The following is a 19,145-nucleotide window of genomic DNA, read 5'->3' on the forward strand; positions in this document are numbered from 1 at the left end:
GGCCAGCAGCGGTTTTGCTGGTGCAAAGAGGTATGTTCTGGTAGCATGACGCCCCTTTAATTCACGGAAGGGTCGACATGGCCAATGCTTGCGGCGTCGATTTCGGCACATCAAACTCCACGGTAGGCTGGGCAGGTTCAGGACGGAGCACCATGCTCAGTCTGGAAGACGGCAAGACGACCCTGCCATCGGTCGTTTTCTTCAATGCGGAAGACGAAGAAGTCAGCTACGGCCGCGCCGCGCTGGCCGGTTACCTGGCCGGCTACGAAGGCCGCTTGATGCGCTCGCTGAAAAGCTTGCTGGGCACCAGCCTGATCGATGGCCAGACGGAAGTGGGCGGGCGCGCCTTGCCATTCCGCTTGCTGATGTCGCAATTCATCGGTGAAGTCAAGCGCCGCGCCGAGCAGTCGGCTGGCCGCGAATTCACTTCGGCCGTGTTTGGCCGTCCCGTCTTCTTTATCGACGACAACGCCCAGGCCGACCAGCTGGCGCAAGACACGCTGGCCGAGGTGGCCCGTTCCGTCGGTTTCAAGGACATCGCCTTCCAGTTCGAGCCTATCGCCGCCGCTTTCGATTATGAATCGCAGATCGAGCGCGAAGAGCTGGTGCTGATCGCCGACATCGGCGGCGGTACTTCGGACTTTTCTCTGGTGCGCCTGTCGCCCGAGCGGGCCAAGAAGGCCGAGCGCCGCGACGATATCCTGGCCACCGGTGGCGTGCACATCGGTGGCACGGACTTCGATAAATACCTGAGCCTGTCGTCCGTCATGCCCTTGCTCGGTTACGGCAGCCGTTTGCACAATAATAGCGAAGTGCCGTCCAGCTATTATTTCAACCTGGCCACCTGGCACACCATCAACCTGGCCTACACCAAGAAAATCTGGGTGCAGCTGGCCGATGTCTGCCGTGATGCACGCGAGCAAGACAAGATGGGACGCTTGCAAAAGCTGATCGATGAGCGCGCCGGCCACTGGCTGGCCATGAAAGTGGAAGAGGGCAAGATCGCCCTGTCCGATGCGGCCGAAGTGCAGCTGGAGCTGGACCGCTTGTCGCCGGCGCAAAGCCTGCTATTGAAACGCAGCCAGTTCGACGACGCCATCGGTCATCTGTGCACCTCGGTGGAAGACACCGTGCTGCGTTTGCTGCGCGACGCGGGCGTGACGCCGGATGCGGTCGATACCGTGTTCTTCACCGGTGGTTCCAGCGGCGTGCGCCTGCTGCGTGAAAAGATCGCCGCCCTGGTGCCGGCCGCGCGCAAGGTGGAAGGCGACCTGTTTGGCAGCATCGGCGCCGGCCTGGCGCTGGACGCCGTACGCAAGTTTGGTTGATAATCAAATCCTTCGCTGTGCCCGAGAAAGAGTGCTCCATGAATGTGTTTGAAAAACCGATCGTCATGCTCGACTTTGAAACGACCGGCCTGTCGCCCGACATGGGCGACCGCATCACGGAAGTGGCGGCGCTGCGTATCGAGGGCGGCCGCATCACCGACCGCTATGTCACCCTGGTCAATTGCAAGGCCCGCATACCGTCGTTCATCACCGGCTTGACGGGCATCACGCAAGCCATGGTGGACCATGCGCCACCGGTGGACGAAGTGGTGCCGCAGTTGCTCGATTTTATCGGCAGCGACGCCTTGTCGGCGCATAACGCCAGCTTCGATGAGAAATTCCTGGTGGCCGAAAGCGCCCGCCTGCAACTGGCGCCCGCACACCAGTCGCTGGTGTGTTCGCTGAAACTGTCGCGCCGCGTGTTTCCCGGCCTGTCCAGCTACAAGCTGGGCCTGCTGTCCAGCCAGCTGGGCATCGCCTTCAAAAGCGCCGCCCACAGGGCCGAGTCCGATGCCGAAGTGGCGGCGCAAGTGCTGATACATATCGGCCGTCATTTGCGCAGCAATTATGGCCTGGCCGATGTCGATGCCGACCTGCTCGTTTCGCTGAATAAACTGGCGGCCGCCAAGGTGCCCCAGTATCTGCAAAAGCGCAGGATATCGAGCTGATCCACGCTACAGGCGGACTCATCAAAACGATAATATTTTATTATCTCCATTGAGTTCGCTCAACCCTCTCTCCCGCATCGAATTTACAATTCAAGCAACACACAATGCCGCCGCCACAGGCCGTCGCCGGGTGCGTGCTGCCGGCCAGCGCAATGTGTCATGTGGACAGGGGCGCATATGGACAAGCACCAGACCGCCAGGGATAGCCATCAGGCCTATATCTGGTTTCGCACAGCTGCCGAGCAAGGCAATCCCTACGCCCAGTTCAATCTGGGGCTGATGTACAAAAAAGGCGAAGGCATCGCGCATGATGACGCGCGCGCCTTTGTCTGGCTGCGCCTGGCGGCGATCCAGGGCCTGGCTTTCGCACAGAATCATTTAGGCGCCCTGTATTACCACGGACGCGGCGTGGACCAGAGCGATGACGATGCCGTGCTGTGGTTCCGCCGCGCGGCGGCGCAGGGCGATGCCTCGGCGCAGCAAAACCTGGGCCAGATGTACCGCAAGGGGCGCGGCGTGTTGCAGAGCGACGAACTGGCACTGGCCTGGTTTTACCGCGCCTCGGAGCAAGGCGTGGCCAGCGCCCAATCCTTGCTGGGCGAAGCTTATGCGCAAGGCCTGGGGGCAAAGAAAAATGATGCGCTGGCCCTGGCCTGGTTCCGCAAGGCCGCCTTGCAGGGCGATATGCAGGCCCAGCTGAACCTGGGCCTGGTCTACAAACGCGGCCAGGGCGTGGCGCAAAGCGATGTGCAGGCCGTGGCCTGGTTCCGCCAGGCGGCAGCGCAAGGCTTGGCGGTGGCGCAGCGGCAATTGGGCGTGGCCTACGCGGAAGGCCTGGGCGTGCCGCCTGACCAGCTGCGCGCCTATGCCTGGCTGTTGCGGGCCGCCGAGCAGGATGATGCCGACGCGCAGTACAACCTGGGCGTGATGCTGGCGCGCGGGCAGGGCGTGGAGCAGGATGAGGCGCGCGCCGTCGGCTGGTATCGCCGTGCCGCCCTGCAAGGCCATTGTCTGGCCCAATACAATATGGGCGGCATGTATGCGGGCGGGCGTGGCATCGAACGCGATCAGCGCCAGGCACTGGAATGGTATGCCAGGGCGGCGGCCCAGGGCGCGTCCAACGCGCAGTTCAACCTGGGCGTGATGTATGCCAACGGCCATGGCGTGCCGCGCGACCCCGTCTGCGCCGTGCGCTGGTACCGCACGGCCGCCGAACAGGGGGACGCCAGTGCGCAAAACAATCTGGGCGTGATGTATGCCAATGGCCACGGTGTGCCGCAGGACGATGGCCTGGCCGTGCACTGGTATGAACAGGCGGCAGAGCAAGGCCATGCGCTGGCCCAGTACAACCTGGGCTATATGTACAACAGCGGACGTGGCGTGCAGAAAAGTTCGGTGCGCTCGTATATGTGGACGGCGCTGGCTGCGCAGAGCGGCGACGCCACGGCCAGTTCGGCGATCGCCGGGCTGGCAGGCGAGCTATCCTCATCCGACCTGCGCGAGGCGCAGGCCTTGACGCGGCAATGGCGGCAGGCGCGTCCGCCGCCGCTGCTCCCGCGTGCTTAAGCACCGGCAACAACGTTTAAGGTGCTTCTGTGCGCCCAGCTGGCGCGCCTTGCCGGCGGTCCAGGAAGAGGCTGTTGCCGTGGATTTTCTTGGCCTGCTTTTTCGCTTCGGCCGCCTGGGTGGCGATCTGGTGATGCGTGTAGTACTGATGCGCCTCGACCTTGATCACGCCCAGCGATAGGCTGATCAGCGAATAAAACACTTTTTTCCCTTGCCGGTCTTCGCTGATATAACCGCCGCGTTCGCAATCGCTGCTGCTGTAGAAATCGAGGATGGCGCTGGAAAAACGCTCCAGCATGGCCAGGCAGCGGCTTTCCCAGTCTTCGCTCTGGAACAGGATCATGAAATCGTCGCCGCCGATATGGCCGATGAAATCGCGGTTCGGGTCGCAATGGCTGCTGAGAATTTCCCCCGTCAGCTGTATCACGTCGTCGCCCTTGCGGTAGCCGTACACATCATTAAACGGCTTGAAGTGGTCGAGGTCGCAATAGCAGACCCAGAAGCGGCTACCGCTGTGCAGCAATCGGTCGATATGTTCATTGATCGGTACATTGCCCGGCAATTGCGTGAGCGGATTGGCGTAGCGCGCCGCATTGATCTGCATTTGCGTGATTTCGCGCATCAAATCGTGGCCCGTGCCCATGCCCAGGTATTTGCCGTTTTCGGTAATGATGAAGCCGTTGAACAAATGGTGGGCGTCCGACTGCACCATGGTGTAGCTCAGTTCCTGCAAGCTGGTTTCATGGTCGGCGATCAAGGGCTTGGCGTCCATGAACAGGCTGCAGGACTTCTTACCGTACAGTTCGCGCTGATAGGGGCGGGCAAAATGGTCGATCATCTCGAAGCGGCTGATCAGTCCCAATGGCAGACCCTGGTCGACCACGGGAATGATCATCAGCTTGGGTTCCTTCAGGAAGATGTCGTAGACCTCGTTATTGTTTTTCTCTGGCGACACGGCGGCCACCCGGTGCAGCAGCTTGCGGATGCTGGCGCCATTCTTTTCCAGGCTGCTGCGCTGGGGATACACGGCCACGCCATTGCGCCCCAGCGCCTGCACCACTTCGGCCGGCAGGGCGCGCGCCGGCACCATATTTGGCCTGCCCAGATGATAACCCTGACCAAAAGCCACGCCCAGGTCGCGCAGCACCAGCAATTCCATCTGCGTTTCGATGCCTTCGGCGATCACCAGCGTACCTGATTTTTCCGCGATTTCCTGGATCGAGCGCACGAATTGCAGTTTCACCGGGTCATTGTTGATACCCTGGATGAAATGCATGTCGATCTTCACGTATTCGGGACGCAATTCCGACCACAGCCGCAGGCTGGAAAATCCTTCGCCCAGGTCATCGATGGCGATCTGGAAACCCATATTGCGGTAGTGCAGCACTGCTTCGCGCATCAGCTCGTAATCGTAGGTGGGCTGGTTTTCCGTCAGTTCGATGATCACGCGGTCCGGATTGATGCCGATCTGCTCGATGTATTCCAGCGTTTCGCCATGGCGCGCGTTGCGCAGCAGCAGGCATTCCGGGCTGACATTGAGAAACAATTTGCCCGGCAGCCCCAGCTCGGCGAAACATTCCAGCACCACTTGCCGGCACAGGTGTTCCACCTCCAGGGTCAGGCCGCTGGCGCGCGCCACCTTGAACAGATTCATCGGTGCATGCAATGGGCTGTCGGATGGCCCCCGTATCAAGCCTTCATAGCCGATGATGTCGCCACTATGCATATGGATGATGGGCTGGAACAGGGCGCTCAGCTTGCGGCCGTGAATGATGTCATGCAACTCTTCCGCTGCCCCTTCCGGCCCGGCCGCCACGATGGCTGGCTTCAGGTAAGCCACATTCGATGGCGGCGCATCTTGCGCAGGCAAGGTGGCGGAAAAGGGGAGAGTGTGCATAAGGGCAAGTCTGGACGCGCGGCTATCGGCACGGCCGCCATCCGGGCCATGATCATGTTGCCCATGATAAAGATCTTTTATGACAGCTTGATGAAATACAGTCAATTTTGATAAGGCTTGCAGCCAGGGCCGGTTTTCCATTTTTCACGAAAAACCGTTTTTGCTATGGTGATTCCTGTAATTCTGCAAAATAAAAGATGGTAATTTCAGGTGATAACTGTGCTTTAAAAGTTGTGATACACGCTATGATTTATCTTGGCGAAAGTCATCATGGGCAGCCGCCGCAGCGTCGTTGAAACAGTCAACGCGCGGCCTGCTTTCTTCGATATCCAACAATGAGACGAACAACCCATGCAATTACGTAGTGCAACCCTCATATTGAGCTTGCTGGCCGCTTTCGGTGGCAATGCCATGGCACAAACCTGCCCAGCCGGCGACGGCGCTGCCGTGACGTATCCAGTCAGCAAAAAAGTCGATCAGCAAGACAGCTATTTCGGCACCACCATTGCGGACCCGTATCGCTGGCTGGAAGATGCCAATAGTGCCGAAACGCACGACTGGGTCGTGGCGCAAAACAAGGTGACGCAAGCTTATCTGGGTACGATCCCAGAACGCGAAGCGATCAAGCAGCGCCTGACCAAGCTGTGGAATTATGAGCGTTTCACTACGCCAACGAAACAGGGCGGCCGTTATTTCTACAGCCGCAACGACGGCCTGCAAAACCAGGCCGTGCTGTACACGCTGAAAAAGCTGACGGACGAACCGCGTTTGCTGCTGGACCCGAATACCCTGTCGGCCGATGGCACGGTCGCGCTGGCCGGCACCTCGATCAGCCCGAACGGCAAGTACCTGGCCTACGCCACGGCCGCTTCCGGTTCCGACTGGAATGAATGGAAGGTGCGTGACATCGAATCGGGCAAGGACTTGACGGACCACATCCAGTGGGCCAAGTTCTCGGGCGCTTCGTGGACCAAGGACAATAGCGGTTTCTTCTACAGCCGCTACGACGCGCCGAAAGAAGCGACCAAGCTGGCCGATATCAATTACTTCCAGAAACTCTACTTCCACAAGATTGGTACGCCGCAAAGCGATGACGTCTTGGTGTTCGACCGTCCTGACCAGAAAGAATGGGCGTTTGGCGGCAGCAAGGTCAGCGATGACGGCAATTACCTGATCATCACGGCCACGCAAGGCACGGAACGCAAGAACCGCATCTTCTACAAGGACTTGCGCCAGAAGAATGCCAAGGTTGTCGGCTTGCTGGAAGAGTTCGATGCATCGTACTCCTTCATCGACAATATCGGCCCCGTATTCTATTTCGCTACCGACAACAAGGCGCCGAAATCGCGCGTGATCGCCATCGATACGCGCAAACCTGCCCCGGCGGACTGGAAAGAAGTCGTGCCGCAAAGCGAGGAAACCCTGGTGTCAGCCAATATCCTGAACAACCAACTGGTGCTCGATTACCTTAAAGATGCGCAGACGCAAGTCAAGATCACCGACCTGAACGGCAAGCTGGTGCGTGAAGTGGCCTTGCCAGGCATCGGTTCGGCAGGCGGCTTTGCGGGCAAACGGGGCGACACGGAAACGTTCTACTCGTTTACCAGCTTCACCACCCCGGCAACGATTTACCGCTACGACATGAAAACCGGCAAGAGCACCATCTACCGCCAGCCCAAGGTCGATTTCGATCCAGCCGCGTTTGATGTACGCCAGCAATTTTTCACCAGCCGCGACGGCACCAAGGTGCCGATGTTCATCGTCTCGAAAAAAGGCATGAAGCTCGATGGCAACAACCCGACCTATCTCTACGGTTACGGCGGCTTTAACATTTCGCTGACGCCAACTTTCTCCGTGGCCAACCTGGCCTGGGTGGAAATGGGCGGCGTCTACGTGATGGCCAACTTGCGCGGCGGCGGTGAATACGGCGAAGCCTGGCACCAGGCTGGCACCAAGCTGAACAAGCAAAACGTGTTTGACGATTTCATCGGCGCGGCCGAGTGGCTGGAAGCGAACAAGGTGACGTCGCCGTCGAAACTGGCGATTGGCGGCGGCAGCAATGGCGGCCTGCTGGTGGGCGCCGTGCTGGCCCAGCGCCCTGAGCTGTTTGCTGCAGCCATCCCGCAAGTGGGCGTGCTCGACATGCTGCGCTTCCACAAGTTCACCGTGGGCTGGGGCTGGGTGCCTGACTATGGTTCGTCGGACGACGCCGAGCAATTCAAGGCGCTGGTGAAATACTCGCCGCTGCACAATCTGAAGGCGGGCGGCTGCTATCCAGCGACCATGATCACCACGGCCGACCATGACGACCGCGTCGTGCCTGCCCACAGCTTCAAGTTCGCTGCCGCCCTGCAAGCGGCACAAGGCGGCCCTGCGCCGGTGCTGATCCGCATCGACAGCAAGGCAGGCCATGGCGCCGGCAAGCCGACCACCAAGCAGATCGAAGAAGTGGCCGACCGCTGGGGCTTCCTCAGCCGCTCGCTGCACATGACGGAGCCGGCCAAGGTGGCAGGTCAGTAATCCGATAGCAGGTGAATGGTGAAAAGCGCGGGCGCAACTGGCCCGCGCTTTTTTATTGCTCTGGCGCGATGCGCGCCAGTACACCCGTGCCAAACACGCGCTGGAAGGGCAAGTCCTTGCGCTGTGCGTAGCCGATATAGCAGTCGCACTTGAAGCGGGGGCAGCTGCGTTCCTGCAGCATATCGGCCAGGTCGTCCGTGTACAGATTGCCCAGGCGCTCGGGGATAAAATGGCAGCGCGCCAGTTCGCCATCGCCATCGACCGATAGCGATAATTCACCGGCCAGGCACGCCTTGCCGCGCGAAGGCACGGGGCGGCGGTTCAGGGCAAACCACGGATCGATGGCGTCGAGCCAGGCCAGGTCTTCTGCACTGTAATAGCCGGGGCCGCGCCGGTCATAGGCATTCAGCCACAGATAAATGTGTGCCGGCAGGGCGGCGCGCAGGGCGGGCCAGCGCCGTGCTGCTATCCTGCCATCGTTCTGGCAGCAGTAGGATGGACCGTTCTGTTCGGGCGCATGCGGTGCGCGGAACATGCGCATCGAGACTTGTTCATAGCCACGGGCGCGCAAATGGTCGCGCGCCGCCGCATACAGGGCCAATCGGCTGTCGCCATCGCGGGCAAGCATGATGGGGTTGAGGGTGGCGGCGCCCTGGCGGCGCGCCACCTTGCCCAGGCCCGTTTGTTCGCGCACATACAGCGGATACAGATAGATTTCTTCAGGCTTGAAAGCCAGCGCGCTATCGATGGAAGCGAGCAGGCTGTCTGCCGTGATGGTTTCAGGCGAGGCTTCGATGCCGGCTGGCGTTTGCTGCAGACCGGAGTCTTAGCACGAGGGCAAAGGCTTATTGCGCACTGCTGAATGAGCTACTTTGGTGGCGATTATTAACCCACTCAAGTGCCTGGGTCGGACCTTCAGGGGCCGCCCCCTGTCCTTGCTGCTGGGTTTGCTATCTATGTATGACGACCAGTAAAGCTTTTCCCTCGGTTTTCCCGAGATTACGTATCGTATGCGGCAAATCGGCCGGATAGCGCGCCGTGCCGCCATTCTTGACCTTTTTCTTCGCCGCGCCCACTTCCAGCTCCAGGTTGCCGTGAATCACCGTCAAGTGTTCGGTGGTGCCCGGGTCGTGGGGCTGGGAGGCCAGTTCGCCGCCGGGCGCGAGGGTCACTTCATACCATTCATATTTGCCGGCCAGTTCCATCGGGCCCAGGATGCGCAGCACGTAGCCGGCGTGGTCGCCGGGCAGGGTGGGGGTTTCGTGGGCGTCCGTGACGCGGATGGTTTCCACGGCTTTTTCTGCGCTCGACAGCAATTCGCCGATCTGCACGCCCAGCGCGTTGGCCAAACGCCAGGTGATGGCGATGGTGGGATTGGCTTTTTCGCGCTCGATCTGCGACAGCATGGACTTTGATACGCCGGCGATGCGCGACAAATCCTCCAGTGTCAGGCCGCGCGCAAGGCGCAGTCTTTGCAGGGTGGCGCCTACTTCGGGCGGAGAATTGGTCGAAACACTGTTTTTCATCGGTAGTTGGCTTGCAAAGTTCAATAGGCTTGGGTAATATCCACTATATTGAATTTTAGTTCGAAATAGTGGATTCAGAAGAAAATCACGGAAACGTGTAGACTTCGAACAGCGCTTCACGGTACAGCATACAGCGAGGGCCGGTCAAGCGCCGGCCTTTGCATTTTGTCTATTATTAATTTAATTAAATCCATATCAGCATACAACCGTGCCGACAGCGGCATATTGAAATCAAAGAGATCAAAGGATCAACATGAGCGAGCAAGCGAAGAACACCTTTTTCAGCGGTCTGCAACAGAACCTCGATCAACTGCGCCAGCAAGGCTTGTACAAGCCTGAGCGCGTGATCGCCTCGCGCCAGGGCGCTGAAGTGGTGTGCGACGATGGCCGCACCTTGATCAATATGTGTGCGAACAATTACCTGGGCCTGTCCGGCGACCTGCAAACGCAGCAGGCGTCCATCGCCGCTACCGAAAAATACGGTTATGGCCTGTCGTCCGTGCGCTTCATCTGCGGCACGCAAACCGTGCACAAGGAACTGGAACAAGCCATCTCCAGCTTCCTGGGTACCGAAGACACGATTCTGTACGCAGCGGCCTTTGACGCCAACGGCGGCGTGTTTGAACCGCTGTTTGATGAAAACGACGCCATCATTTCCGACGCGCTGAACCACGCATCGATCATCGACGGCATCCGCCTGTGCAAGGCTGGCCGCTACCGCTATGCGCACAATGACATGGCCGACCTGGAAGTGCAGCTGCAAGCAGCGATTGCTGCCGGCAAGCGCCATAAAGTCATCGTCACCGACGGCGTGTTCTCGATGGACGGCACCATCGCCCAACTCGACAAGATCTGCGACCTGGCCGACCAATACGGCGCGCTGGTGATGATCGACGAATGCCACGCTTCCGGCTTCATGGGCGCAACCGGCCGCGGCACGCACGAACACCACAATGTGATGGGCCGCATCGACATCATCACGGGCACCCTGGGCAAGGCCCTGGGCGGCGCCATGGGTGGCTTTACCTCGGCCCGCAAGGAAGTCATCGACACCCTGCGCCAGAAATCGCGTCCTTATCTGTTCTCGAACACCCTGGCGCCATCGATCGCCGGCGCTTCGCTGTCGGTGCTGGAACGCCTGGCCAAGTCGACGGAACTGCGTGACCGCCTGCATGAAAACACGGCCTTCTTCCGCAGCGAAATCGAACGCATCGGCTTCACCATCAAGCCGGGTACCCACCCGGTGGTGCCGGTGATGCTGTTTGATGCACCGGTGGCGCAGAAGTTCGCCGCCCGCCTGTATGAACTGGGCGTGCTGGTGACGGGCTTCTTCTACCCGGTCGTGCCGATGGGCCAGGCCAGGGTGCGCGTGCAGCTGTCGGCTGCCCATACCCACGAACAGCTGGTTACGGTGCTGGCTGCGTTTGAACAGGCTGGCAAGGAACTGGGCCTGCTGAAGACTGAAACCACCACCAATTGATATTGAACCAAACAGTAATCAGGACGAGAAGAACATGGAACGTATTTTAGTGATAGGCGCGAACGGCCAAATCGGTAGTGAATTGGTCGGCGCGCTGGCGCTGCAGCATGGCGCGGACAATGTCATCGCCAGCGATATCGGCACGAACAATCTGTACCAGGCCAAGCGCTACGCGCAGTTGAACGTGCTGGACAAGGACGGCCTGGCGAAGATCGTCGCCGATGAAAACATCACCCAGGTCTACCAGCTGGCGGCGATGCTGTCGGCCACCGGTGAAGCGGCGCCTTTGAAGGCCTGGAGCCTGAACATGGATGGCTTGCTCAATATCCTGGAACTGGCGCGCGAGCGCGGTGTGGCCGGCAAGCCGCTGCGCATCTTCTGGCCATCGTCGATCGCTGCCTTCGGCCCGAACACGCCACAGGAAAACACGCCGCAAATGACGGTGATGGACCCGACCTCGATGTACGGCATCAGCAAGCTGGCCGGCGAGCGCCTGTGCGAATACTACTTCAACAAGTATGGCGTGGACGTGCGCAGCATCCGCTACCCTGGCATCATCAGCTACAAATCGCCTCCTGGCGGCGGCACCACCGACTACGCGATCGCGATCTTCCACGCAGCCCTGCGCGGCGAACGCTATGACTGCTTCCTGGACGCGACCACCACCCTGCCGATGATCTACATGCCAGACGCGATCCGCGCCACCATCGAATTGATGGACGCTCCTGCCTCGCAGATCAAGATCCGCTCGTCCTACAACGTGGCCGGTGTCTCGTTCAACCCGGAGCAGCTGGCCAAGGCCATCGTGCACATGGTCCCTGACTTCAAGATCAGCTACAAGCCGGACAGCCGCCAGGCCATCGCCAACAGCTGGCCGCAAAGCCTGGACGACAGCCGTGCCCACGCAGACTGGGGCTGGAAGGCGCAGATCGGCGTCGAGCAGATGGTGACCGACATGCTGGCCAATGTGGACGCGGGCCAGTCGGTGCAAGCTGCCTGAAATAGCTACAAGCATTCATAAAAATATATCAATATAAAGAGACATACCAATGGACATGAGCGTATTTGACCTGTTTAAAATCGGCATCGGGCCGTCGAGTTCCCACACGGTGGGGCCGATGGTGGCGGCGCGGCGTTTTCTGGTTGAATATGGTCCATTGGATGAGGTGGTAGGCGTGGAAGCGGCGCTGTATGGCTCGCTGGCGCTGACCGGCGTGGGCCACGCGACCGACAAGGCCGTGATCCTGGGCTTGATGGGCGAAACGCCGCAAGGCGTGCCGCCCGATGAAGTCGACAGCAAGCTGGCCGCCATCGAGGCGGCAGGCTCAATCGCGCTGCTGGGCGTGCACGCCGTGCCATTCACGGCCGCCACCGGCCTGGTATGGTTCAAGAGCGAATCGCTGCCCGAGCATCCGAACGGCATGCGCTTTACCCTGAAGCTGCGCGATGGCAGCCGTATTGATAAAGTTTACTACTCGATCGGCGGCGGTTTTATCCGCGAAGCGGGCGAGGCGCAAGCCGAAGCTGCCGTGGAATCGGCGGCCAGCGCGCGCGTGGTGTTCCCGTTTGACACGATGGAGCAGCTGCTGGAACACGGCCGTGCGAGCGGCTTGTCGATTCCTGACATGCTGCGCGCAAATGAACGCGTCAAGCGCAGCGACGTCGAACTCGATGAAGGCCTGGACCGTATCTGGCATGTGATGCGCGACTGTATCGCGCATGGCCTGGAAACGACCGGCAACCTGCCGGGCGGCTTGAACGTCAAGCGCCGCGCCGCCAAGCTGTGGCGCCAGGCGCAGGACGCGAAAGCGTCGGACAACCGCGCCAACGACTTGCCACACGATGCCGTGCACCTGGTCAGCCTGTATGCGATGGCCGTCAATGAAGAAAACGCAGCCGGTGGCCGCGTGGTGACGGCGCCCACCAATGGCGCTGCCGGCATCATCCCGGCCGTGCTGCGCTACTACGCGCAGGATTGCCGCCCCAGCGATCCGGTTGGCGGCGTGCGCCGCTTCATGCTGACGGCCGCCGCCATCGGCATGCTGTGCAAGCGCAATGCTTCGATCTCGGGCGCCGAAGTGGGCTGCCAGGGCGAAGTGGGCGTGGCCTGCGCCATGGCCGCTGCCGGTCTGGTGGCCGCCCTGGGCGGCACGAATGAGCAAATTGAAAACGCCGCCGAAATCGGCATCGAACACCACCTGGGCATGACCTGCGACCCGATCGGCGGCCTGGTGCAAATTCCCTGCATCGAGCGCAACGGCATGGGCGCCGTCAAAGCCATCACCGCCGCCTCGCTGGCGCTGAACGGCGACGGCACGCACTTTGTCAGCCTCGATGAAGTGATCGAAACCATGCGCCAGACGGGCGCGGACATGCAGGACAAGTACAAGGAAACGTCGCTGGGGGGACTGGCAGTCCACGTTATCACCGTGAACCACGCCGCTTGCTGATGGCGACGCGATAAACCTACTGCGCAGCCCACTCTCGCGTCGGCGTTGCTCGCCGTACCTTAGTACGGCTGCGCTACTCAACACGATATTGGGCTTGCTCGCTACGGTTTCTCGCGCCGCCGCGGCGTTCCGTGGACTACGGGAAGATCAAAATAAGTGCAATATTTTTAATTAAATTAATCCTCTTCAAACAACTGCTCCAGCCTCCTGGGGTAGTTGTTCAAGAAATCCTTCGTCACCGCATAGTGTTCCGTGTCTTCATACGCCACTTCGTGGATGCCGGCGCCCGTAAACATCAGGATCTTGGCGTTCGGGTAGGCCAGCAAGAGCGGCGAATGGGTGGCGATGATCAGTTGCGAGTCGTCCTGCACCAACTGGTGGATCACCGATAGCGCGGCCAGCTGGCGGCTGGGCGACAGGGCTGCCTCCGGCTCGTCGAGCAGATACAAGCCTTTTCCCTGCAGTTTATTGAGCAAGGTCGCCATGAAGGCTTCGCCGTGCGACTGCGCGTGCAGCGACTTGCCGCCGTAGCTGCCCAGGTAGGCGGGCATGGTATCCATATAGGTGGCGACATTGAAAAAGCTTTCGGCGCGCAGGAAGTAGCTGTCGTCGGGTTTTTTATAGCTTTTACTCAGGCGCAGGTGCGCATGCAAGCCCGATTCGCGGTCTGATTGTTCGGTGATGCGCACGTTGCGTGTGCCGCCATCCTTGCCAAAGCCCAGCGCCACGGCCAGCGCTTCGAGCATGGTCGACTTGCCGCTGCCGTTTTCCCCCACAAAAAACGTCACGTCAGGGTGGAAATCCATTTGCACGAAATCGCGGATGGCCGGTATCGTAAACGGGTAGTTTTCCAGGTCGACGACGGCGTCCGGGCGCAGGGCGGCGCTTTGCAGATACGGTTTTTTACTGAGCGACATGGGCGGTCCATTCATCGTTGTTGGCTGGGCGGCGTGCCATGGCATACTGGCGCAGCGGGCAAATTCGCCTTGCGCGTGCGCCCGCACTATAATATTGGCTCGTTTGCATTCATGATAACCGCCCTCAGCTCACCTGGACCCTACAATTTTATGCAATATGTGTCTACCCGCGCTGATACAGCGCCATCGAATCCGCAACAATTTTCCGCGCATCAATTTTCAGATATCCTGCTGGGCGGCCTGGCCCCCGATGGCGGACTGTACCTCCCTGAACACTACCCGCAAGTCAGCGGCGCCGAGCTCGATGCGTGGCGCAAATTGTCGTATGCCGACCTGGCAAACGAGATACTCAAGAAGTTCGCTACCGATATCCCGGCAGCGGACTTGAAGGCGCTGACGGCGAAAACCTATACCAAGGCTGTCTACAAGAATGCGCGCGCCGGCGACAGCGCGGCCGACATCACGCCGCTGCGCGTGCTGGAACAAAACGTCGTCAAGGGTGGCCAGACCACCCTGATCCTGCAAGCGCTGTCGAATGGCCCGACCCTGGCCTTCAAGGACATGGCGATGCAGTTGCTGGGCAATCTGTTTGAATACACCTTGGCCAAGCACAAGGCCGAACTCAATATCTTTGGCGCCACCTCGGGCGATACGGGTAGTGCGGCCGAATACGCGATGCGCGGCAAGAAGGGTATCCGTGTCTTCATGCTGTCGCCGCACAAGAAGATGAGCGCCTTCCAGACGGCGCAGATGTTCAGCCTGCAGGATCCGAACATTGTCAATATCGCCGTCGAAGGCGTGTTCGACGATTGCCAGGACATGGTCAAGGCCGTGTCCAACGATTTGCCTTTCAAGGCGCAGCAAAAGATCGGCACCGTCAATTCCATCAACTGGGCTAGAGTGGTGGCGCAGGTGGTGTATTACTTCCGCGGCTACCTGGCGGCGACCAGCAGCAACGACCAGAAAGTATCGTTCACAGTTCCATCGGGTAACTTCGGCAATATCTGCGCCGGCCATATCGCCCGCATGATGGGCTTGCCGATTTCGAAACTGGTGGCCGCCACCAATGAAAACGATGTGCTCGACGAGTTTTTCCGCACGGGCGTCTACCGCGTGCGCAAGTCCAGCGAAACCTATCACACCAGCAGCCCGTCGATGGATATCTCGAAAGCGTCCAACTTCGAGCGCTTCATCTACGACCTGGTCGGCCGCGACAGCCAGCGCGTGAAAGCGCTGTTCCAGAAAGTGGAAACGCACGGTGGCTTCGACTTGTCCGGCAAGCCTGGCAGCGATGGCGACGAATTCAAGCTGGTCGCCAAATACGGCTTCAAGTCGGGCAAGTCCACCCACCAGGACCGTCTGGACACCATCCGCGACGTGGCCGACGATTACGGCATCACCATCGATACGCATACGGCCGACGGCATCAAGGTGGCGCGCGAACATCTGGAGCCTAACGTGCCGATGATCGTGCTGGAAACGGCACTGGCAGCCAAGTTCAATGAAACCATCCTCGACGCCCTGGGCGTGGATGCGGAACGCCCGGCCGGTTTTGAAAACATCGAAGACCTGCCGCAAAAGTTTGTGGTGATGGGCACCGATGTGGAAAAAATCAAAGCCTACATCAGCGCAAATACGGGCTTATGATGAGCGCTCCCGCAGAACGCAAACCGATGCTGTCCGTGGCCGAAGCGCTGGCCTTCATGCTGGACGCGGTGCGTCCGCTAACGGCAGTGGAAAGCGTGGACACTTTGCAGGCGAATGGCCGCGTGCTGGCGACTGGTCAGACATCGACCCTGAACGTGCCCGAGCGCGACAACACGCAGATGGATGGTTATGCCGTGCGCGCCAGCGATTGCGCCAGCGGCGCGGCCAGCTTGCCCGTGTCGCAGCGCATCGCCGCCGGTCATGTGGGTCAGCCTTTGTTGCCGGGGACGGCGGCGCGCATCTTCACGGGCGCCTTGATCCCTGACGGCGCCGATGCAGTGGTGATGCAGGAGCAGTGCACGCTGAGTGACAATGTGGTGACGGTCAATCACGTGCCGGTGGCGGGCGAGTGGATACGCCGCCAGGGCGAGGATATCCGCGCCGGTGGCGCTATCCTGGCGCCGGGCACGCGTTTGCGCAGCCAGGAAATGGGCCTGGCCGCTTCGGTCGGGCTGGCCCAGCTGCCCGTGCTGCGCAAGCTGCGCGTGGCGGTGTTTTTCACGGGCGACGAGCTGGCCATGCCGGGCCAGCCTTTGGCGCCGGGCGCCGTCTACAATTCCAACCGCTTTACCTTGCGCGGCCTGCTGGAAAACCTCGGTTGCGAGATCACCGACCTGGGCATCGTGCCGGACAGCCTGGAAGCGACGCGCGCCGTGCTGCGCCAGGCGGCCCAGGGCAATGACTTGATCATCACCTCGGGCGGCGTGTCCGTCGGCGAGGAAGACCATATCAAGCCGGCCGTGGAAGCGGAAGGGCGCTTGAACATGTGGCAAATCGCCGTCAAGCCGGGTAAGCCTTTGGCCTTCGGCGAGGTCGGCGATGCCTTCTTTGTCGGCTTGCCGGGCAATCCTGTCTCCAGCTTTGTCACCTTCTTGCTGTTCGTGCGGCCATTCATCTTGCGCCTGCAAGGCGTGGCGGGCAGCGTGGTCCCGCGCAGCTATCGCCTGGCGGCCAATTTCGAGCGCCTGAAGGCAGACCGCCGCAATGAGTTCCTGCGCGCCAGGGTCAACGATGATGGTGAGCTGGAGCTGTTTGGCAACCAGAGTTCAGGCGTGCTGACGTCCACCGTGTGGGGCGATGGCTTGATCGATTGTCCGCCGGGCCTGTCGATCGCGCGCGGCGACATGCTGCGCTTCATTCCGTTTAACGAATTGCTGTATTAAGGACGCTGCATGAAGATCAATCTGCGTTTTTTTGCCAGCGTGCGCGAGCTGGTCGGCACGGCGCAAGAAGTGCTGGAAGTGGCCGAGCCGGTACGCACCGTGGGCGAGGTGAGAAGCTTGCTGATTGCACGTGGCGGCAGCTGGGCCAGCGCGCTGGCGCCTGGCCGCGCGCTGCGCATGGCGCATCAGCAGATCATGTGCGATGCGGATACGCCGGTCTTTGACGGCGATGAAGTGGCGTTTTTTCCGCCCGTGACGGGCGGTTAAACAAGGGTCAGCGCGATTTGGCCTTGGGCGCGTCGCCGCTGCACATGGCGCAGGCCACGGCTTTGCGGTAGCGCCAGTATTTGGAGCCGATGAAGATGGCCGAGGCGATCAGCGACCAGGCCAGCGCGCTCAAAATGTCGGTCTGGGTAGGCGCGCCCTTGCTGTATTCGACCACGGCCAAAATGATGAATAAAATGCCGCTGGCCAGCAAATAGCGGGAAATCCAGTATCCTGCACCCATATTGTTCTCCTGACGGTATCTGAAACTGCTGCCTGAACTGCTGCCTGTTAAGTGATTATTGCCGTATTTAAAGCGCAGTATGCACTAATTTGTGGCGTTGACAATATCGGCCCGCCTTATCTCGACTAAAATGCCGGGGTTTTCCATCCTGTTGCGCCAGTACTGACATGTCTACTCCCATCCCTGTTACTTCCCATATCGCCATTATCGGTGGCGGCCCTGCCGGCCTGATGGCGGCGCAAACGGCTGCTGCCGCTGGCGCACGCGTGGCACTGTTCGACGCCATGCCGTCGGTCGGCCGCAAATTCCTGCTTGCCGGCCGTGGCGGCATGAATATCACGCATGCGGAAGAATATCAGGCGTTCGTCACGCGTTATGGCAAGCAGTCACAGCGTTTGCGTCCCGCGCTCGACCAGTTCGGCCCGCAGCAAGTGCGCGACTGGGTGCATGGCCTGGGCGTGGAGACTTTTGTCGGCTCTTCGAACCGCGTTTTCCCGACTGACATGAAGGCCGCGCCGCTGCTGCGCGCCTGGCTGCACCGCTTGCGTGAAGCGGGCGTGCAATTTCACATGCGCCACCGCTGGACGGGCTGGCGCGATGGCCAACTGGTATTTGCCACGCCCGATGGCGAGCGGCAGCTGGCTTTTGACGCCGTGATCCTGGCGCTCGGTGGCGGTAGCTGGGCGCGCCTGGGCTCAAGCGGCGCCTGGGTGCCGCTGCTGCAAGGGCAGGGCGTGGCGGTGGCGCCCCTGGCGCCGGCCAATTGCGGCTTCGATGTGGACTGGAGCACCTTCTTCAGCAGCCGTTATGCAGGCGAACCGTTGACGACAGTGGCGATTACGGCGCGCGATGCGGACGGGGTGTTATCGCGCCGCCAGGGCCAGTTCGTGGTCACGGCCGGTGGCGTGGAAGGCAGCCTGATTTATGCGCTGTCGGCGGCTTTGCGCGAGCAGATCGCGCAAGAGGGCAGCACCACCATCTGGCTCGATTTAACGCCGGACTTCAGCGCCGAGCGTGTCTACGATGAAGTGACGCGCCCGCGCGGCGCGCGTTCCATGTCCAGCCATCTGCAAAGCCGGCTCGGCATCAAGGGCGTGAAATCAGGCTTGCTGCGCGAATGCCTGAGCGCGGCAGACTTTGCCGACGAAGCCAGACTGGCGCGCGCCATCAAGCTGCTGCCCGTGACGCTCAAGCGTCCGCGTCCCATCGACGAAGCGATCAGCAGCGCCGGCGGCGTGGCCTTCGAAAGCCTGGACGGCAGCATGCTGACCGCCATGCCCGGTGTGTTTGTGGCCGGCGAAATGCTGGACTGGGAAGCGCCCACCGGCGGCTATTTGCTGACCGCCTGCCTGGCTGGTGGCAAGGCGGCGGGGGAGCAGGCGGTGGCTTGGCTGGCGGCTGACGCTTAAAGAATT

General features: G+C 60.6%; 16 protein-coding genes. 11 read left to right on the forward strand and 5 right to left on the reverse strand.

The window, feature by feature from the left end:
- The first annotated feature begins 77 nt into the window (after nucleotides 1-77).
- The 3 genes from HDE72_RS19415 (at nucleotide 78) to HDE72_RS19425 (ending at nucleotide 3,562) form a co-directional block, all read left to right on the forward strand.
- Nucleotides 78-1,328, forward strand: a complete 1,251-nt coding sequence (locus HDE72_RS19415) for an Hsp70 family protein (RefSeq protein ID WP_183744042.1) — start codon at nucleotides 78-80, stop codon at nucleotides 1,326-1,328.
- Nucleotides 1,329-1,366: 38 nt separating this feature from the next.
- Complete coding sequence (locus tag HDE72_RS19420; protein WP_183744045.1) at nucleotides 1,367-1,996, forward strand: 3'-5' exonuclease; 630 nt, start codon at nucleotides 1,367-1,369, stop codon at nucleotides 1,994-1,996.
- 177 nt (nucleotides 1,997-2,173) lie between these two features.
- Nucleotides 2,174-3,562, forward strand: coding sequence for a tetratricopeptide repeat protein (locus HDE72_RS19425; RefSeq protein WP_183744048.1), 1,389 nt, complete (start codon nucleotides 2,174-2,176; stop codon nucleotides 3,560-3,562).
- Nucleotides 3,563-3,578: 16 nt separating this feature from the next.
- Here HDE72_RS19425 and HDE72_RS19430 read toward each other — a convergent pair whose 3' ends face one another.
- The gene (locus HDE72_RS19430) at nucleotides 3,579-5,459 is read right to left on the reverse strand and encodes a GGDEF domain-containing protein (protein WP_260176806.1); all 1,881 of its coding nucleotides are present in this window, start codon (nucleotides 5,457-5,459) and stop codon (nucleotides 3,579-3,581) included.
- A gap of 351 nt (nucleotides 5,460-5,810) precedes the next feature.
- Between HDE72_RS19430 and HDE72_RS19435 the strand changes: the two genes are divergently transcribed.
- Nucleotides 5,811-7,979 (forward strand): prolyl oligopeptidase family serine peptidase, encoded by a 2,169-nt coding sequence (locus tag HDE72_RS19435; RefSeq protein ID WP_183744051.1) that lies wholly within the window; start codon nucleotides 5,811-5,813, stop codon nucleotides 7,977-7,979.
- Nucleotides 7,980-8,031: 52 nt separating this feature from the next.
- Here HDE72_RS19435 and HDE72_RS19440 read toward each other — a convergent pair whose 3' ends face one another.
- Both HDE72_RS19440 and HDE72_RS19445 read right to left on the reverse strand, forming a co-directional pair.
- The gene (locus tag HDE72_RS19440; protein WP_183744054.1) at nucleotides 8,032-8,673 is read right to left on the reverse strand and encodes a hypothetical protein; all 642 of its coding nucleotides are present in this window, start codon (nucleotides 8,671-8,673) and stop codon (nucleotides 8,032-8,034) included.
- 256 nt (nucleotides 8,674-8,929) lie between these two features.
- Complete coding sequence (locus tag HDE72_RS19445) at nucleotides 8,930-9,505, reverse strand: helix-turn-helix domain-containing protein (RefSeq protein ID WP_183679018.1); 576 nt, start codon at nucleotides 9,503-9,505, stop codon at nucleotides 8,930-8,932.
- A gap of 253 nt (nucleotides 9,506-9,758) precedes the next feature.
- Between HDE72_RS19445 and kbl the strand changes: the two genes are divergently transcribed.
- Genes kbl through HDE72_RS19460 form a run of 3 tightly spaced genes read left to right on the forward strand, consistent with a single transcriptional unit; the run spans nucleotide 9,759 to nucleotide 13,435 of the window.
- Complete coding sequence (kbl, locus tag HDE72_RS19450) at nucleotides 9,759-10,985, forward strand: glycine C-acetyltransferase (RefSeq protein ID WP_183744056.1); 1,227 nt, start codon at nucleotides 9,759-9,761, stop codon at nucleotides 10,983-10,985.
- 34 nt (nucleotides 10,986-11,019) lie between these two features.
- Nucleotides 11,020-11,985, forward strand: coding sequence for an NAD-dependent epimerase/dehydratase family protein (locus tag HDE72_RS19455; protein ID WP_183744059.1), 966 nt, complete (start codon nucleotides 11,020-11,022; stop codon nucleotides 11,983-11,985).
- Between the two features lie 49 nt (nucleotides 11,986-12,034).
- Nucleotides 12,035-13,435, forward strand: coding sequence for an L-serine ammonia-lyase (locus tag HDE72_RS19460; protein ID WP_183744062.1), 1,401 nt, complete (start codon nucleotides 12,035-12,037; stop codon nucleotides 13,433-13,435).
- 176 nt (nucleotides 13,436-13,611) lie between these two features.
- Here HDE72_RS19460 and HDE72_RS19465 read toward each other — a convergent pair whose 3' ends face one another.
- On the reverse strand, nucleotides 13,612-14,352 hold the full coding sequence (locus HDE72_RS19465) for an AAA family ATPase (RefSeq protein ID WP_183744065.1): 741 nt from the start codon (nucleotides 14,350-14,352) through the stop codon (nucleotides 13,612-13,614).
- 150 nt (nucleotides 14,353-14,502) lie between these two features.
- On the opposite strand from HDE72_RS19465, the gene thrC reads away from it, so the two are divergent.
- From thrC to moaD, 3 genes are read left to right on the forward strand one after another with little or no spacing between them, the layout of a single operon-like run.
- A complete protein-coding gene (gene thrC, locus HDE72_RS19470; RefSeq protein ID WP_183744068.1) occupies nucleotides 14,503-15,999 on the forward strand; it encodes a threonine synthase in 1,497 nt (498 codons plus the stop codon).
- Nucleotides 15,999-17,222 carry a molybdopterin molybdotransferase MoeA gene (locus HDE72_RS19475; protein ID WP_260176812.1) on the forward strand — a complete coding sequence of 408 codons (1,224 nt, stop codon included), beginning with the start codon at nucleotides 15,999-16,001 and terminating at the stop codon, nucleotides 17,220-17,222. Before thrC ends, HDE72_RS19475 begins: the two co-directional genes overlap by 1 nt.
- A 9-nt stretch (nucleotides 17,223-17,231) precedes the next feature.
- Entirely contained in the window at nucleotides 17,232-17,489 is a 258-nt protein-coding gene (gene moaD, locus HDE72_RS19480) for a molybdopterin converting factor subunit 1 (RefSeq protein WP_183744071.1), read from the forward strand.
- Nucleotides 17,490-17,496: 7 nt separating this feature from the next.
- On the opposite strand, the gene HDE72_RS19485 is transcribed toward moaD, so the two are convergent.
- Nucleotides 17,497-17,730 (reverse strand): hypothetical protein, encoded by a 234-nt coding sequence (locus tag HDE72_RS19485; protein WP_183744074.1) that lies wholly within the window; start codon nucleotides 17,728-17,730, stop codon nucleotides 17,497-17,499.
- Between the two features lie 167 nt (nucleotides 17,731-17,897).
- Here HDE72_RS19485 and HDE72_RS19490 point away from each other — a divergent pair, with 167 nt between their 5' ends.
- Entirely contained in the window at nucleotides 17,898-19,139 is a 1,242-nt protein-coding gene (locus HDE72_RS19490) for a TIGR03862 family flavoprotein (RefSeq protein ID WP_183744077.1), read from the forward strand.
- Nucleotides 19,140-19,145: the final 6 nt, after the last annotated feature.

Origin of the sequence: Janthinobacterium saanense, assembly GCF_014200675.1 — a bacterium.
Taxonomy (GTDB): Bacteria; Pseudomonadota; Gammaproteobacteria; order Burkholderiales; family Burkholderiaceae_D; genus Janthinobacterium.

Excerpts from the sequence above, each read along its gene's own strand:
- HDE72_RS19445 (WP_183679018.1), bottom strand. The coding sequence starts at position 9,505 with ATGAAAAACAGTGTTTCGACCAATTCTCCGCCCGAAGTAGGCGCCACC.
- HDE72_RS19465 (WP_183744065.1), bottom strand. The coding sequence starts at position 14,352 with ATGTCGCTCAGTAAAAAACCGTATCTGCAAAGCGCCGCCCTGCGCCCG.
- HDE72_RS19425 (WP_183744048.1), top strand. The coding sequence starts at position 2,174 with ATGGACAAGCACCAGACCGCCAGGGATAGCCATCAGGCCTATATCTGG.
- moaD (WP_183744071.1), top strand. The coding sequence starts at position 17,232 with ATGAAGATCAATCTGCGTTTTTTTGCCAGCGTGCGCGAGCTGGTCGGC.
- HDE72_RS19485 (WP_183744074.1), bottom strand. The coding sequence starts at position 17,730 with ATGGGTGCAGGATACTGGATTTCCCGCTATTTGCTGGCCAGCGGCATT.
- HDE72_RS19430 (WP_260176806.1), bottom strand. The coding sequence starts at position 5,459 with ATGCACACTCTCCCCTTTTCCGCCACCTTGCCTGCGCAAGATGCGCCG.
- kbl (WP_183744056.1), top strand. The coding sequence starts at position 9,759 with ATGAGCGAGCAAGCGAAGAACACCTTTTTCAGCGGTCTGCAACAGAAC.
- thrC (WP_183744068.1), top strand. The coding sequence starts at position 14,503 with ATGCAATATGTGTCTACCCGCGCTGATACAGCGCCATCGAATCCGCAA.
- HDE72_RS19415 (WP_183744042.1), top strand. The coding sequence starts at position 78 with ATGGCCAATGCTTGCGGCGTCGATTTCGGCACATCAAACTCCACGGTA.
- HDE72_RS19490 (WP_183744077.1), top strand. The coding sequence starts at position 17,898 with ATGTCTACTCCCATCCCTGTTACTTCCCATATCGCCATTATCGGTGGC.
- HDE72_RS19435 (WP_183744051.1), top strand. The coding sequence starts at position 5,811 with ATGCAATTACGTAGTGCAACCCTCATATTGAGCTTGCTGGCCGCTTTC.
- HDE72_RS19475 (WP_260176812.1), top strand. The coding sequence starts at position 15,999 with ATGAGCGCTCCCGCAGAACGCAAACCGATGCTGTCCGTGGCCGAAGCG.
- HDE72_RS19460 (WP_183744062.1), top strand. The coding sequence starts at position 12,035 with ATGGACATGAGCGTATTTGACCTGTTTAAAATCGGCATCGGGCCGTCG.
- HDE72_RS19420 (WP_183744045.1), top strand. The coding sequence starts at position 1,367 with ATGAATGTGTTTGAAAAACCGATCGTCATGCTCGACTTTGAAACGACC.
- HDE72_RS19455 (WP_183744059.1), top strand. The coding sequence starts at position 11,020 with ATGGAACGTATTTTAGTGATAGGCGCGAACGGCCAAATCGGTAGTGAA.